This window comes from Kitasatospora sp. NPDC001660 (genome assembly GCF_053596725.1).
In genome coordinates, this window is the sequence record NZ_JBSFGU010000006.1 from 291234 (window position 1) to 310516 (window position 19283).

Sequence of the window (19283 nt, forward strand, 5' to 3'; positions counted from 1 at the left end):
GTACTCCGCCGGTCCCTCCTGCGCCGGCCCCTACTCCGTCGGCTCGACGAACCCCGATTCGTACGCCGCGACGACCGCCTGGGTACGGTCGCGCGCGCCGAGCTTCGCGAGGACGCTGCTGACGTGCGTCTTGACCGTCTGCACGCCGAGGAACAGCCGTTCGGCGATCTCGCCGTTGCTGAGCCCGCCGGCGATCAGCCGCAGCACCTCCGCCTCGCGCTCGGTCAGGGCCGCCCTGGACATCGCGTCGCGGGCCGCCGGGTTGCCGCGGCCGGCGGCGAGGCGGCGGATCGCGGCCGGGAAGAGCAGCGACTGCCCGCCCGCCACGAGCCGGACGGCGTGGGCGATCTCGGCCGGGCGCGAGCGCTTCAGCAGGAAGCCGTCCGCGCCCGCGCGCAGGGCCTGGTAGACGTAGTCGTCGTTCTCGAAGGTGGTGACGACGAGGATCTTCGGCAGCCGCTCCTCCGGGCTCCCCGGCTCCGCCTGTGCCCCCGGCCCGCCCGCGAGCCCTCCCGCCCGTGGCCGGACGAGTTCGCGGGTCGCGGCCAGACCGTCCATGACCGGCATCCGGACGTCCATCAGCACGACGTCCGGGCGAAGCGCGCGGGCGAGCGCCACCGCCTCGGCGCCGTCGGCCGCCTCTCCGACCACCCGCAGGTCGCCCTGTGCCTCCAGGACGGCCCGCAGGCCGGCTCGGACGAGTTCCTCGTCGTCGGCGAGCACGATGTCGACGGTCCCGGCGGCGCTCCCGTTGTTGATCATCACGATCCCAAGCGTAGGGGCAGCCGAACGGCGAGCGCCCATTCGCCGGGGCCGTCGCCCTTGCCCCGGCCCGCTGCCCCCGCCGTGGCCTCACCCCCGAGCAGGACGGCCCGTTCGCGGATCCCGCGCAGCCCCTTCCCGCCGCGCCTGGCCGACGCGGCGCCCAGCACGGACGCAGCGCCCCGCGCCGACCCGACGTCCCGCGCCGACCCCACGTCCCGCGCGTGCGAGGCGTTTCGCAGCGGGTTGACGCAGCTCAGCTCCAACTGCCCGCCCCGGACGGCGATCCGGACGCTGACCGGCTCACCGGGCGCGTACTTGAGGGCGTTGGTCAGCCCTTCCTGGACGATCCGGTAGGACTCCCGCGAGAGCACCCCGGGCAGCGCCCCGGCGGGTACGTCGATCGAGGCGTCGACCGGGCTGCCCGCCGCCCGCGCGGTGTCGAAGAGGGCGGGCAGTTGCTCGATGCCCGGGTTCTCGACGACCGTTCCGTCCGGGGTCTCGCGGAGCAGGACGAGCGTCCGTTCGAGGTCCTCCATGGCCCTGCGGCCGGTCTCCTCGATGACTTCGAGCGCCTTCGCGGCGAACGCCGGGTCCCCGACCTCGCGCGCGGCACCGGCCTGAAGAACCGTCACCGTGAGTGCGTGGCCTATGGAATCGTGCAGCTCGCGGGCCAGCCGGTTGCGCTCCAGCAGGCGTTCGGCCCGCAGTTCGGCCTCCGCCAGCCGCTCCGCCGGGGACGGGCTCAGCAGCCGTACGGCCATGGCGAGTTGGAGGCGTCCGGCCCAGACGACCAGCCAGCCGTAGCCGAAGAGCAGCACCGGCGCCGCCAACGGGTACCAGAACCGTCCCGTCGGGTAAGGGAATCGGAGCCCGCCGAAGTCCAGGGCGGAACCGGTCAGCAGCGCATAGACGACGGTGAGCGCGGCCACCGACGCGAACCCCGTCACCGTTCCGAGCGCGACCCGCCCGATCAGCCAGGCGGCCGTGCGCCGCCGGTCGGCCCAGGTGCGGGACGGTTCGGCGGCGATGTCCTCCTCGCGGTCCGGCACCAGCAGCAACCGCGCCTGGACGCCCTCCGCGCGCCGCATCGCGGGCACCAGCGCGACGAGTGCCAGCAGGACGGCATCCACCGCGACGCCCTGCGCGAGGATCTCGGCGAGGCCCTTCCGGTAGGTCCCGGGGTAGATCATCAGGGCGACGCCCACGAAGACCCACCCGATCAGCAGGTGCAGCCAGCGCGCGTACGTGGCGCCGGCGAGCAGCGGCGCTATGAACCTCGGCATTGCGCCATCCTGCCAGGTCAGCGCCGCTCCTGGCGCCCCTCCCCGGTGTGCTGCCGACTCCCTCTGGAGAGGGAGCCGGCTTCCCTCCGCGGCGGGATCCACCGGACCGGCCCACCCCGGTCGAATGGAACCACCCGCCGGAGGACCGGCACGGGACCAGGGCCGGAACACCTCCGGGCCCGCCGAGAGGAAGGAGCGCGCGGCCGTGATCGAGATCCAGGGCCTCACGAAGGAGTACGAGGGCAGGCGGGTCGTCGACGACCTGTCCTTCACGGTCCGGCCCGGCGTCGTGACCGGCTTCCTCGGCCCGAACGGCGCCGGCAAGAGCACGACGATGCGCCTGGTCCTGGGCCTGGAGCACCCGACCGTCGGCCGCGCCCTGGTCGGCGGCCGCCCGTACCCCGAACTGGCCGACCCGCTGCGGCAGGTGGGCGCGCTCCTCGACGCCCACGCCCTGCACGGCGGGCGGACGGCCCGCGGCCACCTGCGCTGGCTCGCCGCGAGCAACGGCCTGCCGGAGCGGCGCGTGGACGAGGTGCTCGCGCAGGCCGGCCTCGCCGAGGCGGCCGGCCGCCGGATCCGCGGCTTCTCGCTCGGCATGCGCCAGCGCCTGGGGGTGGCCGCCGCCCTGCTCGGGGACCCGCCCGTGCTGATGCTGGACGAGCCGGTGAACGGCCTCGACCCGGAGGGCATCCGCTGGATCCGCACCCTGCTGCGCGAACTCGCCGCCGGGGGAAGGGCGGTGCTGGTGTCCTCCCACCTGATGTCCGAAATGGCCCTCACCGCCGACCACTTGGTCGTGATCGGACGCGGCCGCCTGCTCGCGGACGCCCCGACGGCCGAGTTCATCGAGCGCCACGGCCGCCCCCGGATCCGGGTCCGGGCGGTGGACCCGGCCAAGCTGGCCGCCCTCCTCGGCGACACCGGCCACGGCCTCGACGCGACCGAAGTCGACGGCGGCGCCTGGGAGGTGGCCGGCTGCGAACCCGAGCGGATCGCCGCGCTCGCCGCCGCCAACGGCGTGGTGCTCTACGAGATCACGGTCCAGCAGGACTCGCTGGAGGAGGCGTTCATGCGGATGACCGCAGACAGCGTCGAGTACCGGACGGAGGCCGTCGCATGAGCGTCAACTCCTCGACCGAGCAGGCCTTTCGCACTCTGCAGGCCTTCCGCGCCGAGCGGATCAAGTTCACCACCCTCCGTTCGCTCTGGATCACCCCGCTGCTCGCCCTCCTGCTCACCGCCGGGGTCACCACGGCCGTCGGAGCGGCCCTCGGCGGGAAGGACCACAACATCACCGACGACCCTGGCGTCGGCGTCTTCTACGGGCTCAACTTCGGCCAGGCGGCCCTGACCTGCTTCGGCGTGCTGCTGATCGGCCAGGAGTTCGACACCCGCATGATCGACGTGTCGCTCGCCGCCGTCCCGCGACGCGGCCGCCTGTACGGCGCCAAGCTGGCGCTGGGCGCACTGGTCGGCCTCGCCGTCGGCGCCGCCGGCACGGCGGGCGCCTTCGCCGGGTACGCGGCCACCGTCCCGGCCGACTGGGCCGGGACGGCGTTCGTCCGCAGCGCGACCGCGGGCGTGCTCTACCCCGCGCTACTGGTGGTGTTCTGCCTCGGCGTGACCGCCCTGCTCGGCAACCTCACCGCCGCCATGGGCCTGCTCCTCCCCACCGTCTTCCTGCTTTCGCCACTGCTCGGGGGCGTGCCGGGAGTCCGCAGGGCGGTCCGGTTTCTGCCCGACCGCGCCGGCCAGTACGCACTGCGGTACGCCGACGACCCGCAGGTCGGGTACGGGCACTGGACCGGGCTGCTGATCATGGCGCTCTGGGCGGCCCTCGCGGCGTACGGCGGCCTGCTCGCCATGCGGCGAGCCAGGTGACCCCGACACGCGTGCCTTCGAAGGAAAAGGAGACGAGGAGAACGATGAGCACGCTTGCCGATGCCGTGCGCGCCGAACGCATCAAGTTCACCACCCTGCCCTCACAGTGGGCGGCTCCGCTGGTGGCCCTGGCGCTGACCGTCGGCATCACCGCGGTCGTCAACGCCGCCTACGGGGCAAAGGACCACGCCCCGGGCGAGGACCCGGCCGGCGGGATCTACTACGGCCTGCTGTTCGGCCACGTCGCCGTGGCCTGCCTCGGGATCCTGCTGATCGGGCAGGAGTTCAACACCCGCATGATCGGCGGCTCGCTCGCCGCCGTCCCGCGACGCGGCCGCCTGTACGGCGCCAAGCTCACTCTCGGAGCCGGGCTGGGCCTGCTGCTCGGGCTGGCCTCGACGGCGGGCTCGTTCCTCGCGGTCGGTGCCACCGTCGGCCTGGACCCGTCGACCCCAGGCCTGGCCCGCAGCTTCCTGGCCGGCGTGCTGTACCACCCGATGATGGTGCTGATCTGCCTCGGCCTGACCGCGGCACTGGGCAACCTCAGTGCCGCGCTCGGCGTGATCCCGGTCATGGTGTTCCTCGGCACGACCTGGCTCGCGGCGATCCCGGGCGTGCGGGAGGCCGGCCAGTTCCTCCCCGACCGTGCCGGCCTGTACGCGATGCGCACCCGGCCCGAACCGGGTGTCCACTACGGACACTGGACGGGGCTGCTGATCATGGCCCTGTGGACGGCCGCTGCCGTCCACGGCGGCCTGCGGGCCATGCGGCGATACGAGGCGTCGGCCGCCTAGCGGGCGCGCCGGACAGGCTGCGGGTAACAGATGACAGCGAACAGATAACAGATTTCGAAATCTGTTATCTGTTCGCTGTCATCTGTTCGTCGACCGTCGTCAGCCATCCGTCGCCGAGCCCGCCTGCCCGCGCCCCTACCGCAGCACCGGGTGCTCCGCGATCACCGTGCAGCTCCCCGGGGCGATCTCGGTGAAGCCCGCGTCCCGGACCACCGGCAGCCCGCTCGCCACCAGCTCCGCCCACGCCTCCGGCGTCGGCGTCCGGACGGCGAGCGCGAATCCCGACTCGGCCCACTCCTTGCGCTGCGCCTCGTCCAGCCTCCACCAGGCGAGCTGGGCGGCATGCCCGGTCTGGGCCATGGTCTTGCCCGCGCTCATCTCCACATCCGGGTTGAGCCACAGCACCGGGAGGCCCGGCTCCGGAGTGCCGATCTCGTCGGTCTCCTCCAGGTCCGTCCCCGAGACCTGGAGCTTCGCCAGTTCCTTCGGCCACCCGTCCAGCGGAACCGGCGGGAACACCCGCACCTCCGCCTCCCTCCCCCGCACCGTGATCCCCGGCAGCTCGCCGGCCCGGCGCCACTCCCCGCCCCGGGCCCGCCGGACCACCTTGCGGATCCGCGCGTCCTCCCAGGCCGCGACCCGCTCGGCCCACGCGCCGTCCGCCTCGGTCACCCGCGGGTCCGCCAGCAGCGTGAGCACGGCCCGGGCCGAGGTCTCCAGCGCGTCGGTCCGCCCGGGCGGCGTGGCCCGCTCCATCCGCACCACCAGCGGCAGCACGTACTGCGGCCGGCCATCGCGGTCGTCAGGGGCGGGAACGGAAACGGGGGCATCGAACGGAGAGGTCACCCGTCCAGCATGCCAGTCCCCCCGGTCACGCGATCACGGCAGGCCCCGGCTCGGCCCAGCCACCAACCACCAACTGCCCGCCGCCCGCCGCCCGCCACTAGCGCAGCCGCTGCCGCAGCTCGTCCACCGCCGCGCGGATGCCCGCACTGTAGGCGTCCGCGGGCAGGACGTCCAGGCTGCGGACGGCACGCTCGAGTTGCTCGCGGGCGAGGTCGGCCTCGCCCAGCTTGAGGTGGTCCGAGGCCAGGTTGAGGTGCAGCGACGGGTAGAACGCCCGCGCCTGGAGCGCGGATTCGTACGCCCGGGCCCGCTCGGCGGTCAGCGAGTCGGCGGCGGCCAGCGCCCGGCGGTCCCACTCCAGTTCGGCCCGCGGATCGTCCTGGAGGTCGGCCAGGTAGTGGGCGAGCACGCAGCGGTGGATGACGTCGCCGCGCTCGCCCAGCGCCTCCCACAGCGCCTCGAAGCTCGCCCGCGCCTCGGCCGTCCGTCCGCGCTGCGCCGCCTGCACGCCCTCCAGTCCGAGCTCGATCCGGGAGAGGACCTGGTCCTCCCCGGCCACAGGGGGCCCGCCCGGGCCCGCGGACATGTCGCGCATATCAGATACATCGGACATGCCCGCAGCCTAGCGGCCACCTCGGGAACCCGCCGGACGACGGGTCAGCGCCGGTAGCCGCGCTGGCTGTCGCGCTCCTCCGCGTCCTCGTAGGCCAGGAACCAGCCCTCCGGGTGCGTCGCCGCCAGCAGCAGTTCGGTGCGCTGCTCGGCGGCGAGCTCAGGATCGCCGTCGTCCGGGCCGTAGACGCCGAACAGCTCGTCGTGGCAGCCGTCCCAGTCGTAGTCGTACAGGTCGGCGGGCAGGTCGCCCATCATGTCGGCCACCGACTCGGGCTGCGCGCCGAGCAGCGCGCGGGCGTCGACGAGGGCCATCCGCAGCGCGATCTCCTCGGCCAGGCAGCGCGGCAGCGGCCACTCGCCGAGCGCGAGGTCGTCGGCCAGGTCGTCGAAGGCCCGGGCCATCGCGCGGCGCCAGCCCCGGTGCAGGCGCCAGGTGCGCTGGGGCAGCCGGGCGAAGACCGTCCAGTCGGCGTCCTCGCCCTCGGCTACGGGGTCGTCCCCGTGCTCGTCGAGGTCGTCGTACGCGGCGTCGGCCAGGCCGATCAGCTGGGCGTGGAGGAGACACGCGGTGCGCGGGGTGAGCGTCCAGTCCGCGCCCGCGCCGCCGCCGTCCTCGTCGTCGCCCTCCAGCGGGAACAGGTCGGCGAAATCCGGCGCGAAGTCCTCGGTGACGCTGATCTCCAGCGTGCCGCCGATCGCCTCGACGCCCGGGATCGCGGCCACCAGCCGGTCCGGGTGCAGCAGCGCGCCGAGCGCCGCGTTGGCGTCCTCGGCCACCTCACGCAGCAGGTCGCGGCGCTGGCCGGCCGGGTCGATGCCGTCGAAGTCCAGTTCCTCCACTGCCGCGATCGCCGCGGCGCGCAGCGCCGGCCAGTTGGTGATCCGCAGGCCCAGCACCACCGTCGCCTCGATCTCCTGCGCACCGGAGTCCTCCGCCGCGCCCGGCCCCTGTGGATGATCGCTTCGCTCGCCCATGGGGCTACGGTACGGCTTTTCGGCCGCCCGATCACCGGTCGGAACCAGCTTCCGGACACCTCGTCCGCCACACCCCGGCCACGCCTCTGTCACTCGGACGCATGACACCGGCAGGATGGGCCCATGGCTGACATCAACGAGTACGGCGGCGGGCAGGGCCCGAACGCCGACGTCATGGTCGTGACCACCAACGACATCCCCGGCTTCCGCGTCGACCACGTGATCGGCGAGGTGTTCGGGCTGACCGTGCGCAGCCGGCACATCGGCAGCCAGATCGGCGCCGGGCTGAAGTCGCTGATCGGCGGCGAGCTGAAAGGGCTGACGAAGACCCTGGTGGAGAGTCGCAACGAGGCGATGCAGCGACTGGTCGAGCAGACCAAGGCGCGCGGCGGCAACGCGGTCCTGATGATGCGCTTCGACGTGACGGAGGCGGCGGACGTCGGCACCGAGGTCTGTGCGTACGGCACGGCGGTCGTGGTCTCCCCGGCGGCCTGATCCGTCCCGCCCCGGCTCGCCCGGCCCGCCCGGCTCGCCACGGGAACACCCGTCGCCCCTCCTGATGTTTCACCGGTGTGACTGTTTACGGTGCAACCAACGAGGGGCAGCAGCGGCGGGTGGACGTCCTGGTGGTGGGCGCCGGGCAGGCGGGGCTGTCCGCCGCCTACCACCTGCGCCGCCGCGGCTTCGCCCCGTACCGGGCGGACGCCGACGGCGGCTTCGTCGTGCTCGACGCCGGGACCGGTCCGGGCGGGGCGTGGGCGCACCGCTCGCCGTCGCTGCGGATGGCGACCGTGCACGGTTTCCACGACCTGCCCGACGCCGTACTGCCCGCCCCCGATCCGGCGTCCCCCGCCCGCGAGGTGGTGCCGGGGTACTTCGCGGCGTACGAGGCCCGGCACACGCTCCCCGTCGTACGCCCCGTCACCGTCCGCGCGGTGCGTGCCGAGTCGGACCGCCCGGATTCCCGGCTGCTGGTCGAGACCGACCACGGCACCTGGTCCACCCGCGCACTGATCAACGCCACCGGCACGTGGACCCGCCCGTTCCTTCCGCACTACCCCGGCCACTTCGCCGGGCGGCAGCTGCACTACGTCGAGTACCGCGGGCCGGAGGAGTTCACCGGGAAGCGGGTGCTGGTGGTGGGCGGCGGGGCGTCCGCGATCCAGGTGCTGTCGGAGGTCGCGGCGGTCGGCGAGACGGTGTGGGTCACCCGGACCCCGCCGGTCTACCACGAGGGGCCGTTCACCCCCGAGTACGGGCGGGCGGTGGTCGCGAAGGTCGAGGAGCGGGTCCGCCAGGGCCTGCCGGTGCGCAGCGTGGTGAGCGTGACCGGGCTCGGCCCGTCCGTCGCCTACCGGCGCGCCGAGGAGCTGGGCGCGCTGCACCGCCGGCCGATGTTCGACCGGCTCACCGAGCACGGGGTGGCCTGGGGCGACGAGGAGCTGGCGGTGGACGCGATCGTGTGGGCGACCGGTTTCCGTCCCGAGGTCGGGCACCTCGCTCCGCTCGGGCTGCGCTCTCCCGGCGGCGGGATCGCCCTCACCGGGACCCGCGCCACCGCCGATCCGCGCGTCCACCTGGTCGGCTACGGCCCGTCGGCGAGCACCGTCGGCGCCAACCGGGCCGGGCGCGCCGCCGTCAACGACCTGGTCCGCCTCCTCGGCGGCCCGGTGGGTGATCCGGCGAAGCTCCCCGACCCGGTCGGGGTCTGACGCGGTCCGTCGGCGGGCCCGATTGCAGTCCCGTCGACGGTCCCGTCAGCGGTTCCGTCAGCGGTCGTAGTCGACCGTCACCCGGTCCGTCAGCGGGCGGGCCTGGCAGGTGAGGACGTAGTCGGCGGCCAGTTCCTTCTCCTCCAGCGCGAAGTTGCGGCGCATCTCCACCTCGCCCTCGGTGACGAGCGCGCGGCAGGTGCCGCAGACCCCGCCCTTGCAGGCGAACGGCAGGTCCGGGCGGGAGCGCTGGGCACCGTCGAGGATCGAACGGTCACGCGGGAGGGAGAGCGTGCTGCCGCGCCCGTCGAGGACGACGGTGACCTCGCTGTGCGCACCGCCTGTCGAGGCGTCGGCTGCGTCCGGGTCGTCGGCGCGCTCCGCGACCGGCTCGTCCTCGGCGTGGAACAGCTCCTGGTGGACGAGTTCGCCCGGCACGCCCAGGTCGGCGAGCAGTTCCTTCGCGCCGGCGACCATGCCGAACGGGCCGCACAGCCACCAGTGCCCGACCCGCCCGACGTCCACGAGGGCGGCCAGCAGCGCGCGCACCCGCTCGGGGTCCAGGCGGCCGCTGAGCAGCTCGGCGTCCCTGGTCTCCCGGGACAGCACGTGGAGCAGCTGGAAGCGGCCGAGGTAGCGGTCCTTCAGGTCGGCCAGCTCGTCGGCGAACATGACGGTGTCGCTGCGCCGGTTGCCGTAGAGGAGGGTGACGGTGGAGGCGCGGTCGGCGGCCAGGACGGACGCGGCGATCGACAGCATCGGGGTGATGCCGGAGCCGGCCGCGAGCAGCACGTGGTCGGCGGGGACGCCGAGTTCGGGGGTGAACAGGCCGGTCGGTGTGAGCACCTCCAGCTCGTCGCCGACCCGGGCCTCGCGCACCAGCCGGCGGGAGAACAGCCCGCCCGGCACCTCGCGGACGGCGATCCGCAGCGGGCCGCCGACGGGGGCACAGATCGAGTACGAGCGGCGCTCGTCGCAGCCGTTCACCTCCTGGCGCAGCGTCAGCGTCTGCCCGGGCCGGAACGCGTACTCGGCGGCGAGCCGGTCCGGCACGGCGAAGGTCACCGCGACGGCGTCCTCGCAGAGCCGCTCGATCTCGGCGATCCGCAGGTGGTGGAAGGCCGGGCGGCGGGCGGCTGCGCGGGTCTCCGTGCGGAGGTCCGGGCCGGTGTCCGGGCTGGTCTCCGTGCTGGCGGCGGGCATTCAGATCTCCTTGACGCGTTCGAACGGCTCGCGGCAGGCGCGGCAGCGCCAGAGGGCCTTGCAGGCGGTGGAGCCGAACCGGGACAGCTCCTCCGTGTCGGTGCCGCCGCACTGCGGGCAGGCCACTGGGGCGGGGGCGGGACCGGCCGTCCGGGTGGGCCCGAGGGTGAGCGGGACCGGTGTGGTGGCGCCACCAGCGGCCCCTGCGCCCGGGCGCGGCGGCGCGATGCCCGCCTCGGCGAGCTTGCGGCGGCCCTCGGCGGTGATCAGGTCGGTCGACCACGGCGGGTCCAGCCGCAGCCGCACCCGGACGTCCCGGTAACCGGCCGCGCGCAGGCGGCGGTCCACGTCGGCGGCCATCTCGGCGACAGCGGGGCAGCCCGAGTAGGTCGGGGTGAGCCAGGCGGTCACCGCGCCGGTCACGCCGTCCGCCTCGACGTCGGCCAGCACGCCCAGGTCGGCCAACGTGAGCATGGGCAGCTCCGGGTCCGGGACGGCCGCGGCGATCGCGTGGGCGAGGTCCCGCATGGTCGGCTCCGCCGACACGCCCGTGCCCGTCACCACGTCGCCCCCGGGTGGGCGCGGGCCACCACCTGGAGCTCCGCGAGCAGCGGGCCGAGCGCCTCCGTGTGCACGCCGTCCCGGCCCGCGCGGCCGAGGACGGGGGCCAGCGGTGGCACGTCCGGCACCGTCAGCCCGGCCTCGGCCAGGACGGCGGCGAGCGAACGCAGCACCGGTTCGCGCAGCGTCGCCGGGTCGACGCCCGCCCGCGACTCCACCGGGTGCGCCGTGAACAGCTCCTCCAGCAGCGGCCACACCGCGTCCAGCCCGGCCTGCATGCGCGCCGACGAGTACGGCGTGCCGTCGCCGAGCCGCAGCGTCCAGGCGGTCGCGTACTCGCGGTGGTACGCCAGCTCCTTGACGCCCCGCGCGGCGACGGCCGCGAGCACCGGGTCCGGGTGGGCGCTCAGCGCCTCGTACAGCGCGCCGCGGGCGGTGGCGAACAGGAGCAGGCGGGCGACCGAGTACGCGAAGTCACCGTTCGGGGTCTCGACCAGGCGGACGTTTCGGAACTCGTGCTCCTCGCGCCAGTAGGCGAGGTCGTCCTCCGTGCGCCCGGTACCGTCCGCCTGGCCGGCCCGGGTGAGCAGCAGGCGGGCCTGGCCGAGCAGGTCGAGGCCGAGGTTGGCGAGCGCGACCTCCTCCTCCAGCTCGGGCGCCCGGGTGCACCACTCGATCAGCCGCTGGGCGAGGACCAGGGCGTCGTCGCCGAGCATGAGGCAGTAGGCGGCGAGGTCGGCGCCGTCCACGCCGGCGGGCAGGGCGGTGTCCACGCCGAGCAGCGGGTCGGCGAAGCCCGTCCCGTACGCCCAGCGGCCCTCGCCCTCGGGGCCGGGGGCGGCCTCGGAGAGGCTGAGGTACACGTGGTCGTCGTCCGGAGCTGCGGCGGTGTGAGCCGATGCGGTGTGGTCGTGCACGGTGGTTCCCCCGTCAGATGTGCGGGACATCCTCGGGGATGTCGTAGAAGGTCGGGTGGCGGTAGACCTTGTCACCGCTGGGTTCGAAGAACGGGTCCCGCTCGTCCGGCGTGGAGGCGGTGATCGCGTCGGAGCGGACCACCCACAGGCTGACGCCCTCGTTGCGGCGGGTGTAGAGGTCGCGGGCGGCGAGCAGGGCCATCCGGTCGTCGGACGCGTGCAGCGAGCCGACGTGGACGTGGTTCAGCCCGCGCCGGGGGCGTACGAACACCTCGTACAGCGGCCAGCCGGCCTTGCCGGCCTTGGACTCGGTCACTTTCCGTTCTCCTGTTCGGTGCTGTGCTGCTCGGCGGCGCGCTGTTCGGCGGCGCGCTTCTCCGCGTAGGCGACGGCCGCCTCGCGGACCCAGGCGCCGTCCTCGTGGGCGGTCCGGCGGCGCTCGATGCGCTGGGCGTTGCACGGGCCCTGGCCCTTGATGACGCGGGTCAGCTCGGCCCAGTCGGGCTCGCCGAAGTCCCAGCCGCCGCGCTCCTCGTTCCACCGCAGCCCGGGATCGGGGAGGGTGACGCCCAGGTGCTCGGCCTGCGGGACGGTCATGTCGACGAACCGCTGGCGCAACTCGTCGTTGGTGTGGCGCTTGATCCGCCAGGCCATCGACCGGGCGGTGTTCGGGGAGTCGGCGTCCGAGGGACCGAACATCATCAGCGACGGCCACCACCAGCGGTCGACCGCGTCCTGGACCATGCGGCGCTGGGCCTCGGTGCCGCGCATGAGGGTCATGAGCAGCTCGTAGCCCTGGCGCTGGTGGAAGGACTCCTCCTTGCAGATCCGGACCATCGCGCGGGCGTACGGGCCGTAGCTGCAGCGGCAGAGCGGCACCTGGTTGCAGATCGCTGCGCCGTCGACCAGCCAGCCGATCACGCCGACGTCGGCGAAGGTGAGGGTCGGGTAGTTGAAGATCGAGGAGTACTTCTGGCGGCCGGAGATCAGCTTCTCGGTCAGCTCGGCACGGTCGACGCCGAGGGTCTCGGCGGCGGCGTAGAGGTAGAGGCCGTGGCCGGCCTCGTCCTGGGCCTTGGCGAGGAGGATCGCCTTGCGGCGCAGCGACGGGGCGCGGGTGAGCCAGTTGCCCTCGGGCTGCATGCCGATGATCTCGGAGTGCGCGTGCTGGGCGATCTGGCGGATCAGGGTCGCCCGGTAGGCGTCGGGCATCCAGTCCCGGGGCTCGATCCGCTGCTCTGCGGCGATCACCGCCTCGAACCGGTCCTCCTGCGTCTGCGCGGGGACCGGCTCGGCCACCTCTGCTGTCACCACGGTCCCCTCTCGCCTGCCTTCGCCGTGCGTCAACCGACTGACCGTTCGGTCGGTACCATTCTGCGCGGCGAAGCCGGGCCCTGGCAAGGGACGACAAACAGGCGACGGCGAACAGATTTCAAAATCTGTTCGCTGTCGCCTGTCATCTGTTCGCTGTTATCTGTTTGCTGCCTTCTGTTCGCCGTCAGCCCTCAGCGCGGTCCCGCAGCCTCGGCAGCGGCACGGCGAGGAGCGCCGCGAGCAGGGCGATCCGGGGAGCGAGCTGGTCGATCCGGATGTACTCGTGCCGGGCGTGCGCCCCGGCGCCGACCGCGCCGAAGCCGTCCAGCGTCGGGAGCCCGCGCGAGCCGGGCAGGTTGGTGTCCCCCGCGCCGCCCGCCGGACCGCCGTCCAGCTGCTGACCCAGCACCGCCGCGAGCGAACGGACGTGCCGCAGCAGCGGGTTACCCGAGCGCTCCGGCCACGCCGGGCGGCTGGACAGCACCTCGGTGCGCACCCGGGCCCCCGGCCGCAGGGCGGTCAGCCGGGCCAGGTTGTCGAGTGTCCGGCGCTGCGCCTCGGTGGTGGAGAAGCGCAGTCCGAGTTCGGCCTCGGCCCGCCCCGCGACCACGTTGGCACGCGAACCTCCACTGATCCGACCGGCGTTGAGCTCCGTGCCGGGCTGGCCGGCGAGTCCGCGGACCACGACGAGCTGGTCGACGAGCTCGTCCACGGCCGACACCCCGTCGTGGGCATCGTTGCCCGCGTGGGCCTCCCGGCCGGTGACGGTGAGCCGCACCCGGGTGCTGCCACGCCGGGCGGTCTTGAGCCGCCCGTCCGGGTGCGGCGGTTCGAGGCCCAGGACAGCTGCGGCACCCCGCAGTTGGCGCTCGACCAGGCGCCGCCCGTCCGGGCTGCCGACCTCCTCGTCGGACACGAGGACCACCCGCACGCTGCGGTGCGGCCGCTGTCCGAGGTCGGCGAGCAGCGCGAACGCGCCTTCCAGGAGAGCGAGTCCGCCCTTCATGTCGACGACACCGGGTCCGGTCAGGGTGCCGTCCTGCTCGGTGACGGGCCAGTCGGCGAGAGTGCCGACGGGCCAGACGGTGTCGTGGTGGCCGACGATCAGCAGGTGCGGCAGGGTCTCGTCCTGTCCTTCCCACTCTAGGACGAGGTGGTCGCCGGCCGGGCCGGGTTCGCGGCGGGCGGTGGCCCCGCTGGCGCAGAAGCCGGCGGCCAACTCCTCGGCGAGGGCGTCGAGTCGGGGCGCGTCTCCGCTCGGCGACTCGATCCGGGCCAGGTCGGCGCAGCGGCGCCGGACGGCGCCGGCGAGGGTCCGGGCGCGGACGCTGAGAGCCTGCGGGAGCCCGGGGAGCGCGGCGGTGGCCGCGGGTTGGGCGGCGGCGCCAGGGCGGGCCTCGGGACGGATCTCGGGACGGGCCTCAGAACGGGCCTCGGGACAGATCTCCGGGCGGGCCTCGGACCGGGCCTCGCCGTCGGCGGAGCCCAGGACGGTCGCCTTCCCGGTGACCGTCACCGAGGGCGTCACCGAGGTCGCGGTCTTGGGCGTCGGCTTGGACGTCGGCTTGGACGTCGGTTTGGGCGTGGACTTCGGCGCGGTCGCGGCAGGTGCGGTCGCGGCGGGTGCGGTCGCGGCGGGTGCGGTCGCGGCGGGTGCGGTCGCGGCAGCTCCGGTGGTGGCAGCTACGGTCGCGCGCGGCGACCCGACGATCTGGGGACTCAACGCTCGCCTCCTCGGCCGCCGCCGGTATTCAGCGGCCGCACCGGCCGGCCGGTCCATCCGGCGTGCCGGACCCGGGCGGGCCGGGCCGGGCGGCCGGGATGACGGGCGGTCCGTCGGGACGGCCCGTCCGGCCCAAGTGCGGTGGAACGGCTGGTCGGCGTGCTTGGCATTGCGTCCTCCTCGCTCGATCCGGTGGCCCCGGTCCGCCCGGTGCCCCGTGGACGGCGGCTTCGTTGCGGCGGGCGCAGTGAGCGCCCCGCAGGGAAGCCGAGATGTGAGCCTAGAAGAACCGTTCGGTTTCCTGCGAGGTGGCCCTGCTCCCAGCGTGCCGAGGCGGACCCAGCCTCGGGCACCCGTCGGGGAACGGCGGCGGACGCTCGGCGTGCGGGCCTGGATCGGCGCGCGGACGCGGTCGCCGGATCGCGTCCATCTCCACCATGGACCCGCCGCCCGGGTTCGGCAGCGCAAACCGCCAAGGCGCCGTATTTCCACGCCGGATGGGTGACGCGGGCTCAGCGCGCGGTACGAAACCGGGGCGCGGCCCGGGGCACCAGGGTCACCCATCGAGCGGTGGACCGAAGGCGGTGCCGGGACGCGCCCGGCTCAGGCGCCGCCCGCCACCAGCCCTGCGTCGCGTGCGATCAGCGCGGCCCGGACCCGGTTGCCGGCGCCGAGCCCGGTGAGGATCCGGCTGACGTGCGCCTCGACGGTGCTCTCGCGCATCCCGAGGACGCCCGCGATCTCGGCATTGGAGAGTCCGTCGGCGAGTTCGCGCAGCACGTCGGTCTCGCGCGGGGTGAGTCCGGTGACCCGGTTGCGGGCGGCGACGGACTGCGACGCACCCGTGCGGTGGTAGCGGTCGATGACGCGGCGGGCGGCGGCCGGGTGGAGCATGCCCTGTCCGGCGGCGACGACGTGGACGGCGCGGGCGATTTCGGCCGGCGGGGTGTCCTTGAGCAGGAAGCCGTCGGCGCCCGCGGCGAGCGCCCGGTAGACGTACTCGTCCAGGTCGAAGGTGGTGAGCGCGATGACGCGCGGGGCGTAGGGCAGCTCGCGCAGGCGACGGATGGCGGCGATGCCGTCGAGGCGGGGCATCCGGATGTCCATCAGCGCCACGTCGATCCTCCGGGCGGCCGCCAGTTCGACGGCCTGGAGGCCGTCGGCGGCCTCGGCGACGACGGTGAGCTCCGGGTCCTGCGCGAGCAGGTCGATGAGACCGAGCCGAACCGGCGCGTCGTCGTCGACCACCATCGTGCGGATCATGGGGTGTCCTTCGGCAGCGGGGTCGGGGGGAGGGGCGGACCCGGCACTCTGTCCGGATCCGGTCTGCCGGTCGCCGGTTCGGCCGAAACCGGCCCTTCGGCAGTAGTGGCCGGGGCCCCGCCGCCGCCCCAAATGGTGACGGGCGCCGCATGCGCGTGCTTGCTGGCGTTCGCCAGTGCCTCCTGGACCAGGCGGTGGGTGGTCGGGACGGTGGGTGGTCGGGACGGTCTCGGGGCCGCCAGCGAGGGAGAGTTCGATCTCTCGCCCGGCCTCGATGGCCTCGCCGACCAGTTCGGTGAGGTCGCGCCGGGCGGGTGCCGCCGCCCGTGCGGGCTCGGGCGGCGGCGGCCCCGGTTCGCCGACTCTCGGCCTCGGCTGCAAGTCGGCGCGCAGCACGCCGAGGACGTCGCGCAGGCCGCCGAGGGAGCGGGCGGCGGTGGTGCGCGGGAGTTCGAGGCGGTGGGTGAGCCGGTCGGGGTCGGCGGCGACGGCGCCGACCCGGGCCTGGTCACGCAGGACTCCAGCGTGCAGCACGAGGAGGCCGAGGCGATGGGCGAGCACGTCGTGAATCTCCCTTGCGATGCGGGCCCGTTCGGCCGATCTGGCCTGTTCGGCGCGTAACTCCCGTTCGTGGCTCCGCGTTTCTGCGCGCGCAGCATGCGGATCAGCACCTGGCGGTCGTGCAGCCGGAGGCCGACGGACAACGTCGCCGCCTGGAGCAGGAGTTGGGATCCGGTGACGCCGGACCAGCCGAGCAGGCCTGTGCGCATCCACCCACCCCCGACCTCTCCCGGCGCTCCCTCCGTCCGTCCGGCTCGATGCTACGGGCCCGCAACGCGGCGCGACCTCCTCCTTTCGGCCACCGGGACCCTCGGCTTTCGTCGAGGCCGGCGCGGGCCGTCGGCCGATTCGAACCGGCCCATCTCGGCGCTGGAAGTCGGCGCCGGGACTGGAATGGTGACCCGGCGGCTGGTCCAAGTGCTGCGCCCGGCTGATCGGTTGCACGCCATCGAGGCGAACTCGCGCTTCGCGGAGCGACTACGGGAGGACCCGGTGCCGGCCGCCTCTCCGACCGGGCTCGAACTGCGGCTTTCGGCATGCCGGGTGGAGGCACTGACCGATTCGCCGGACTCGCCCGCCGGGCACTACGACGCGATCGTGTCGGGACTTCCGTTCGCCGACTCCGGACCGGCGCAGGTATGGCAGCTCCTGGACCTCTACCTGCGGCCGCTCGTACCCGGCGGCGAGCTGACGTACTTCGGATACCTGGGGACGACGACCGCCCGCACGCTCGCCTCCTGGCCGCAGCGCGGGGCCTGGCACCGGGCGGCGGTGCGGCCGCTGCGGCGGTTCGACGCGACGTACGGGCTGGGCGAACGGACGGTGTGGCGTAGCGGATCTCCCCGGACGCGGCGCCGCCCGCAGACGTCGCCGCGGTCGTGCGGTGCCGCCTGACCAGGGCAGTACGGAGCACCCGTACTGCGACCGGAGCGGCGCCTGCGGTGGCGGATGACAGGCGACAGGCGACGGCAAACAGATGACAGAAAACATATTTTGAAATCTGTCTGCCGTCGTGCCATAGTGGGACCCGGGTCACCCCGCCCATCGCCTCCGGCGCCGCACCGACCCTTGGAGACCTCATGCTCGCGTCCGCCCGCACTCCGAAGCCCCCGCAGCGCACCCTCGGAGCCTCCGGCCCCGTCACCTCCGCCCTCGGCCTCGGCTGCATGGGCATGTCCGACCTCTACGGCCCCGCCGACGAGGCCGAGAGCATCGCCACCATCCGCGCCGCCCTCGACGCGGGGATCACCCTCCTCGACACCGGCGACTTCTACGGCATGGGCCACAACGAGCTGCTGATCCACGACGCCCTGCGCGGCCGGGACCGCGCTGGCGTGCAGATCAGCGTGAAGTTCGGCGCCCAGCGCGACCCGGACGGCCAGTGGCTCGGCTACGACGCGAGCCCCGCCGCGACCAAGACCGCGCTCGCCTACACCCTGCGCCGCCTGCGCACCGACTACGTCGACGTCTACCGTCCGGCCCGGCTGGACCCGAACGTCCCGATCGAGGAGACGGTCGGTGCGATCGCGGACCTGGTCAAAGCCGGCCACGTCCGCCACATCGGCCTGTCCGAGGTCGGCGCCGACACCCTGCGCCGGGCCGCCGCCGTCCACCCGATCAGCGACCTGCAGATCGAGTACTCGCTGATCTCCCGCTCCGCCGAGGAGGCCGTCCTCCCCACCGCGCGCGAGCTCGGCATCGGCATCACCGCCTACGGCGTGCTCTCCCGCGGCCTGCTCAGCGGCCACTGGAACACCGAACGCCCCCTGGCCGGAACCGATTTCCGCGGCCACAGCCCGCGTTTCCAGGGCGACAACCTGACCCACAACCTCGCGCTCGTCGAGGCGCTGCGCGAGGTCGCCACGGCGAAGGGCGCGAGCGTCGCGCAGGTCGCCATCGCCTGGGTCGCCTCGCGCGGCGAGGACGTCGTCCCGCTGGTGGGCGCCCGTCGCCGGGACCGCCTGACCGAGGCCCTCGGCGCGCTCGACGTCGAGCTCGACGCCGCCGACCTCGCGGCCATCGAGGCGGCCGTCCCGGCCGGTGCCGCCGCGGGCGACCGGTACGCTGCCGCCCAGATGGCCCACCTCGACAGCGAGCGCTGACCAGCCGGAACCGTTCCCCGGCCGGCACCGCGCACGCCACCCCCGCCCGTACCGCCGCCCGTCACCCCCACGGCGGGCGACCCACCCGTAAGGACGTACCTCCCGTGACGACGGACACCACCCTCACCGCCGAGCAGATCCTGATCGCGGCGGAGGACGTCCTGCGGCGGTTCGGCCCGGCCAAGGCCACCGTCGTGGACGTCGCCCGGATCCTCGGCGTCAGCCACAGCAGCGTCTACCGCCACTTCCCGAGCAAGGCCGCGCTGCGCGAGGCGGTCACCCAGCGCTGGCTCGACCAGGCGCACTTCGAGCTCGCGAACATTTCGATCGAGGGCGGCGCGGCCGAGGAGCGCCTGCACCGCTGGCTGGTGACACTGTTCGCGGCCAAGAAGAAGAAGGCGCTCGACGACCCGCAGCTTTTCGCGACCTACATGGTGCTGGTCGAGGAGAACAGCGGCACGGTCGAGGCGCACATCGACACGATGGTCGGCCAGATCGCCCAGATCGTCCAGGACGGCATGGAGAAGAAGGACTTCAAGCTCGCCCACGTTCTCACGACAGCCCGCGCCGTCTTCGAGGCCACGGCACACTTCCACGACCCCGCGTACGCGGGCGAGTGGTCCGACCCGAAGGCGAACGAGCGCTTCGAGGCCGTCTGGACGCTCATCCTCAACGGCCTGCGCGCCAAGTAGCGGCGCGCTCCCGGATCCCTGCGGGCCGGCACCGGAGCGAAAACCGGTCGCCGGCCCGCCCCTTCACCGGGCA

The 19283-nt window shown here is 74.0% G+C and carries 20 protein-coding genes and 1 pseudogene; 8 read left to right on the forward strand and 13 right to left on the reverse strand.

From position 1 onward, the window contains the following. Positions 1-30 precede the first annotated feature (30 nt). Together ACWCXH_RS09830 and ACWCXH_RS09835 are read right to left on the reverse strand one after the other, a co-directional pair. Entirely contained in the window at positions 31-762 is a 732-nt protein-coding gene (locus tag ACWCXH_RS09830) for a response regulator (RefSeq protein WP_449800896.1), read from the reverse strand. Further along, on the reverse strand, positions 762-2048 hold the full coding sequence (locus tag ACWCXH_RS09835) for a sensor histidine kinase (RefSeq protein WP_449800838.1): 1287 nt from the start codon (positions 2046-2048) through the stop codon (positions 762-764). The genes ACWCXH_RS09830 and ACWCXH_RS09835 overlap by 1 nt, the downstream gene beginning before the upstream one ends. Positions 2049-2253: 205 nt before the next feature. Between ACWCXH_RS09835 and ACWCXH_RS09840 the strand changes: the two genes are divergently transcribed. From ACWCXH_RS09840 to ACWCXH_RS09850, 3 genes are read left to right on the forward strand one after another with little or no spacing between them, the layout of a single operon-like run. Further along, a complete protein-coding gene (locus ACWCXH_RS09840; protein ID WP_449800839.1) occupies positions 2254-3171 on the forward strand; it encodes an ABC transporter ATP-binding protein in 918 nt (305 codons plus the stop codon). Continuing rightward, complete coding sequence (locus tag ACWCXH_RS09845) at positions 3168-3932, forward strand: hypothetical protein (protein WP_449800840.1); 765 nt, start codon at positions 3168-3170, stop codon at positions 3930-3932. The genes ACWCXH_RS09840 and ACWCXH_RS09845 overlap by 4 nt, the downstream gene beginning before the upstream one ends. A gap of 44 nt (positions 3933-3976) precedes the next feature. Beyond that, entirely contained in the window at positions 3977-4726 is a 750-nt protein-coding gene (locus tag ACWCXH_RS09850; protein ID WP_449800841.1) for a hypothetical protein, read from the forward strand. Between the two features lie 135 nt (positions 4727-4861). Here the strand turns inward: ACWCXH_RS09850 and ACWCXH_RS09855 are convergent, their stop codons facing one another. The 3 genes from ACWCXH_RS09855 to ACWCXH_RS09865 form a co-directional block, all read right to left on the reverse strand. Next, complete coding sequence (locus ACWCXH_RS09855) at positions 4862-5572, reverse strand: aminoacyl-tRNA hydrolase (RefSeq protein ID WP_449800842.1); 711 nt, start codon at positions 5570-5572, stop codon at positions 4862-4864. Between the two features lie 97 nt (positions 5573-5669). Further along, complete coding sequence (locus tag ACWCXH_RS09860) at positions 5670-6185, reverse strand: hypothetical protein (protein ID WP_449800843.1); 516 nt, start codon at positions 6183-6185, stop codon at positions 5670-5672. Positions 6186-6229: 44 nt separating this feature from the next. Beyond that, positions 6230-7162: a hypothetical protein gene (locus ACWCXH_RS09865; protein ID WP_449800844.1), complete on the reverse strand. Its 933-nt coding sequence runs from the start codon at positions 7160-7162 to the stop codon at positions 6230-6232. A gap of 123 nt (positions 7163-7285) precedes the next feature. Between ACWCXH_RS09865 and ACWCXH_RS09870 the strand changes: the two genes are divergently transcribed. Both ACWCXH_RS09870 and ACWCXH_RS09875 read left to right on the forward strand, forming a co-directional pair. Then, a complete protein-coding gene (locus tag ACWCXH_RS09870) occupies positions 7286-7657 on the forward strand; it encodes a YbjQ family protein (RefSeq protein WP_449800845.1) in 372 nt (123 codons plus the stop codon). 77 nt (positions 7658-7734) lie between these two features. Then, positions 7735-8874 carry an NAD(P)-binding domain-containing protein gene (locus ACWCXH_RS09875; RefSeq protein WP_449800846.1) on the forward strand — a complete coding sequence of 380 codons (1140 nt, stop codon included), beginning with the start codon at positions 7735-7737 and terminating at the stop codon, positions 8872-8874. Between the two features lie 57 nt (positions 8875-8931). Here ACWCXH_RS09875 and paaE read toward each other — a convergent pair whose 3' ends face one another. The 8 genes and pseudogenes from paaE to ACWCXH_RS09915 form a co-directional block, all read right to left on the reverse strand. Next, on the reverse strand, positions 8932-10077 hold the full coding sequence (gene paaE, locus ACWCXH_RS09880; protein ID WP_449800847.1) for a 1,2-phenylacetyl-CoA epoxidase subunit PaaE: 1146 nt from the start codon (positions 10075-10077) through the stop codon (positions 8932-8934). Then, positions 10078-10605: a 1,2-phenylacetyl-CoA epoxidase subunit PaaD gene (paaD, locus tag ACWCXH_RS09885; protein ID WP_449800848.1), complete on the reverse strand. Its 528-nt coding sequence runs from the start codon at positions 10603-10605 to the stop codon at positions 10078-10080. It lies immediately after the preceding gene. 29 nt (positions 10606-10634) lie between these two features. Further along, positions 10635-11555: a 1,2-phenylacetyl-CoA epoxidase subunit PaaC gene (gene paaC / locus ACWCXH_RS09890; RefSeq protein WP_449800849.1), complete on the reverse strand. Its 921-nt coding sequence runs from the start codon at positions 11553-11555 to the stop codon at positions 10635-10637. Between the two features lie 13 nt (positions 11556-11568). After that, positions 11569-11871, reverse strand: coding sequence for a 1,2-phenylacetyl-CoA epoxidase subunit PaaB (gene paaB, locus ACWCXH_RS09895; protein WP_449800850.1), 303 nt, complete (start codon positions 11869-11871; stop codon positions 11569-11571). Continuing rightward, positions 11868-12866, reverse strand: coding sequence for a 1,2-phenylacetyl-CoA epoxidase subunit PaaA (paaA, locus tag ACWCXH_RS09900; protein ID WP_449800851.1), 999 nt, complete (start codon positions 12864-12866; stop codon positions 11868-11870). Before paaA ends, paaB begins: the two co-directional genes overlap by 4 nt. Before the next feature lie 187 nt (positions 12867-13053). Beyond that, entirely contained in the window at positions 13054-14592 is a 1539-nt protein-coding gene (locus ACWCXH_RS09905) for a M20/M25/M40 family metallo-hydrolase (RefSeq protein WP_449800852.1), read from the reverse strand. A 603-nt stretch (positions 14593-15195) separates the two neighbouring features. Further along, positions 15196-15855 (reverse strand): response regulator, encoded by a 660-nt coding sequence (locus ACWCXH_RS09910; protein WP_449800897.1) that lies wholly within the window; start codon positions 15853-15855, stop codon positions 15196-15198. A 444-nt stretch (positions 15856-16299) separates the two neighbouring features. Beyond that, positions 16300-16860 (reverse strand): annotated as a pseudogene (locus ACWCXH_RS09915) (histidine kinase); the annotation flags it as partial. Between ACWCXH_RS09915 and ACWCXH_RS09920 the strand changes: the two are divergent. The 3 genes from ACWCXH_RS09920 to ACWCXH_RS09930 all read left to right on the forward strand — a co-directional run bounded on the left by ACWCXH_RS09920 (position 16810) and on the right by ACWCXH_RS09930 (position 19210). After that, positions 16810-17310, forward strand: a complete 501-nt coding sequence (locus tag ACWCXH_RS09920) for a hypothetical protein (protein ID WP_449800898.1) — start codon at positions 16810-16812, stop codon at positions 17308-17310. The pseudogene ACWCXH_RS09915 and the gene ACWCXH_RS09920 overlap by 51 nt on opposite strands. 185 nt (positions 17311-17495) lie before the next feature. Further along, positions 17496-18518, forward strand: a complete 1023-nt coding sequence (locus ACWCXH_RS09925; RefSeq protein WP_449800853.1) for an aldo/keto reductase — start codon at positions 17496-17498, stop codon at positions 18516-18518. Between the two features lie 104 nt (positions 18519-18622). After that, entirely contained in the window at positions 18623-19210 is a 588-nt protein-coding gene (locus ACWCXH_RS09930; protein ID WP_449800854.1) for a TetR family transcriptional regulator, read from the forward strand. Positions 19211-19283: the final 73 nt, after the last annotated feature.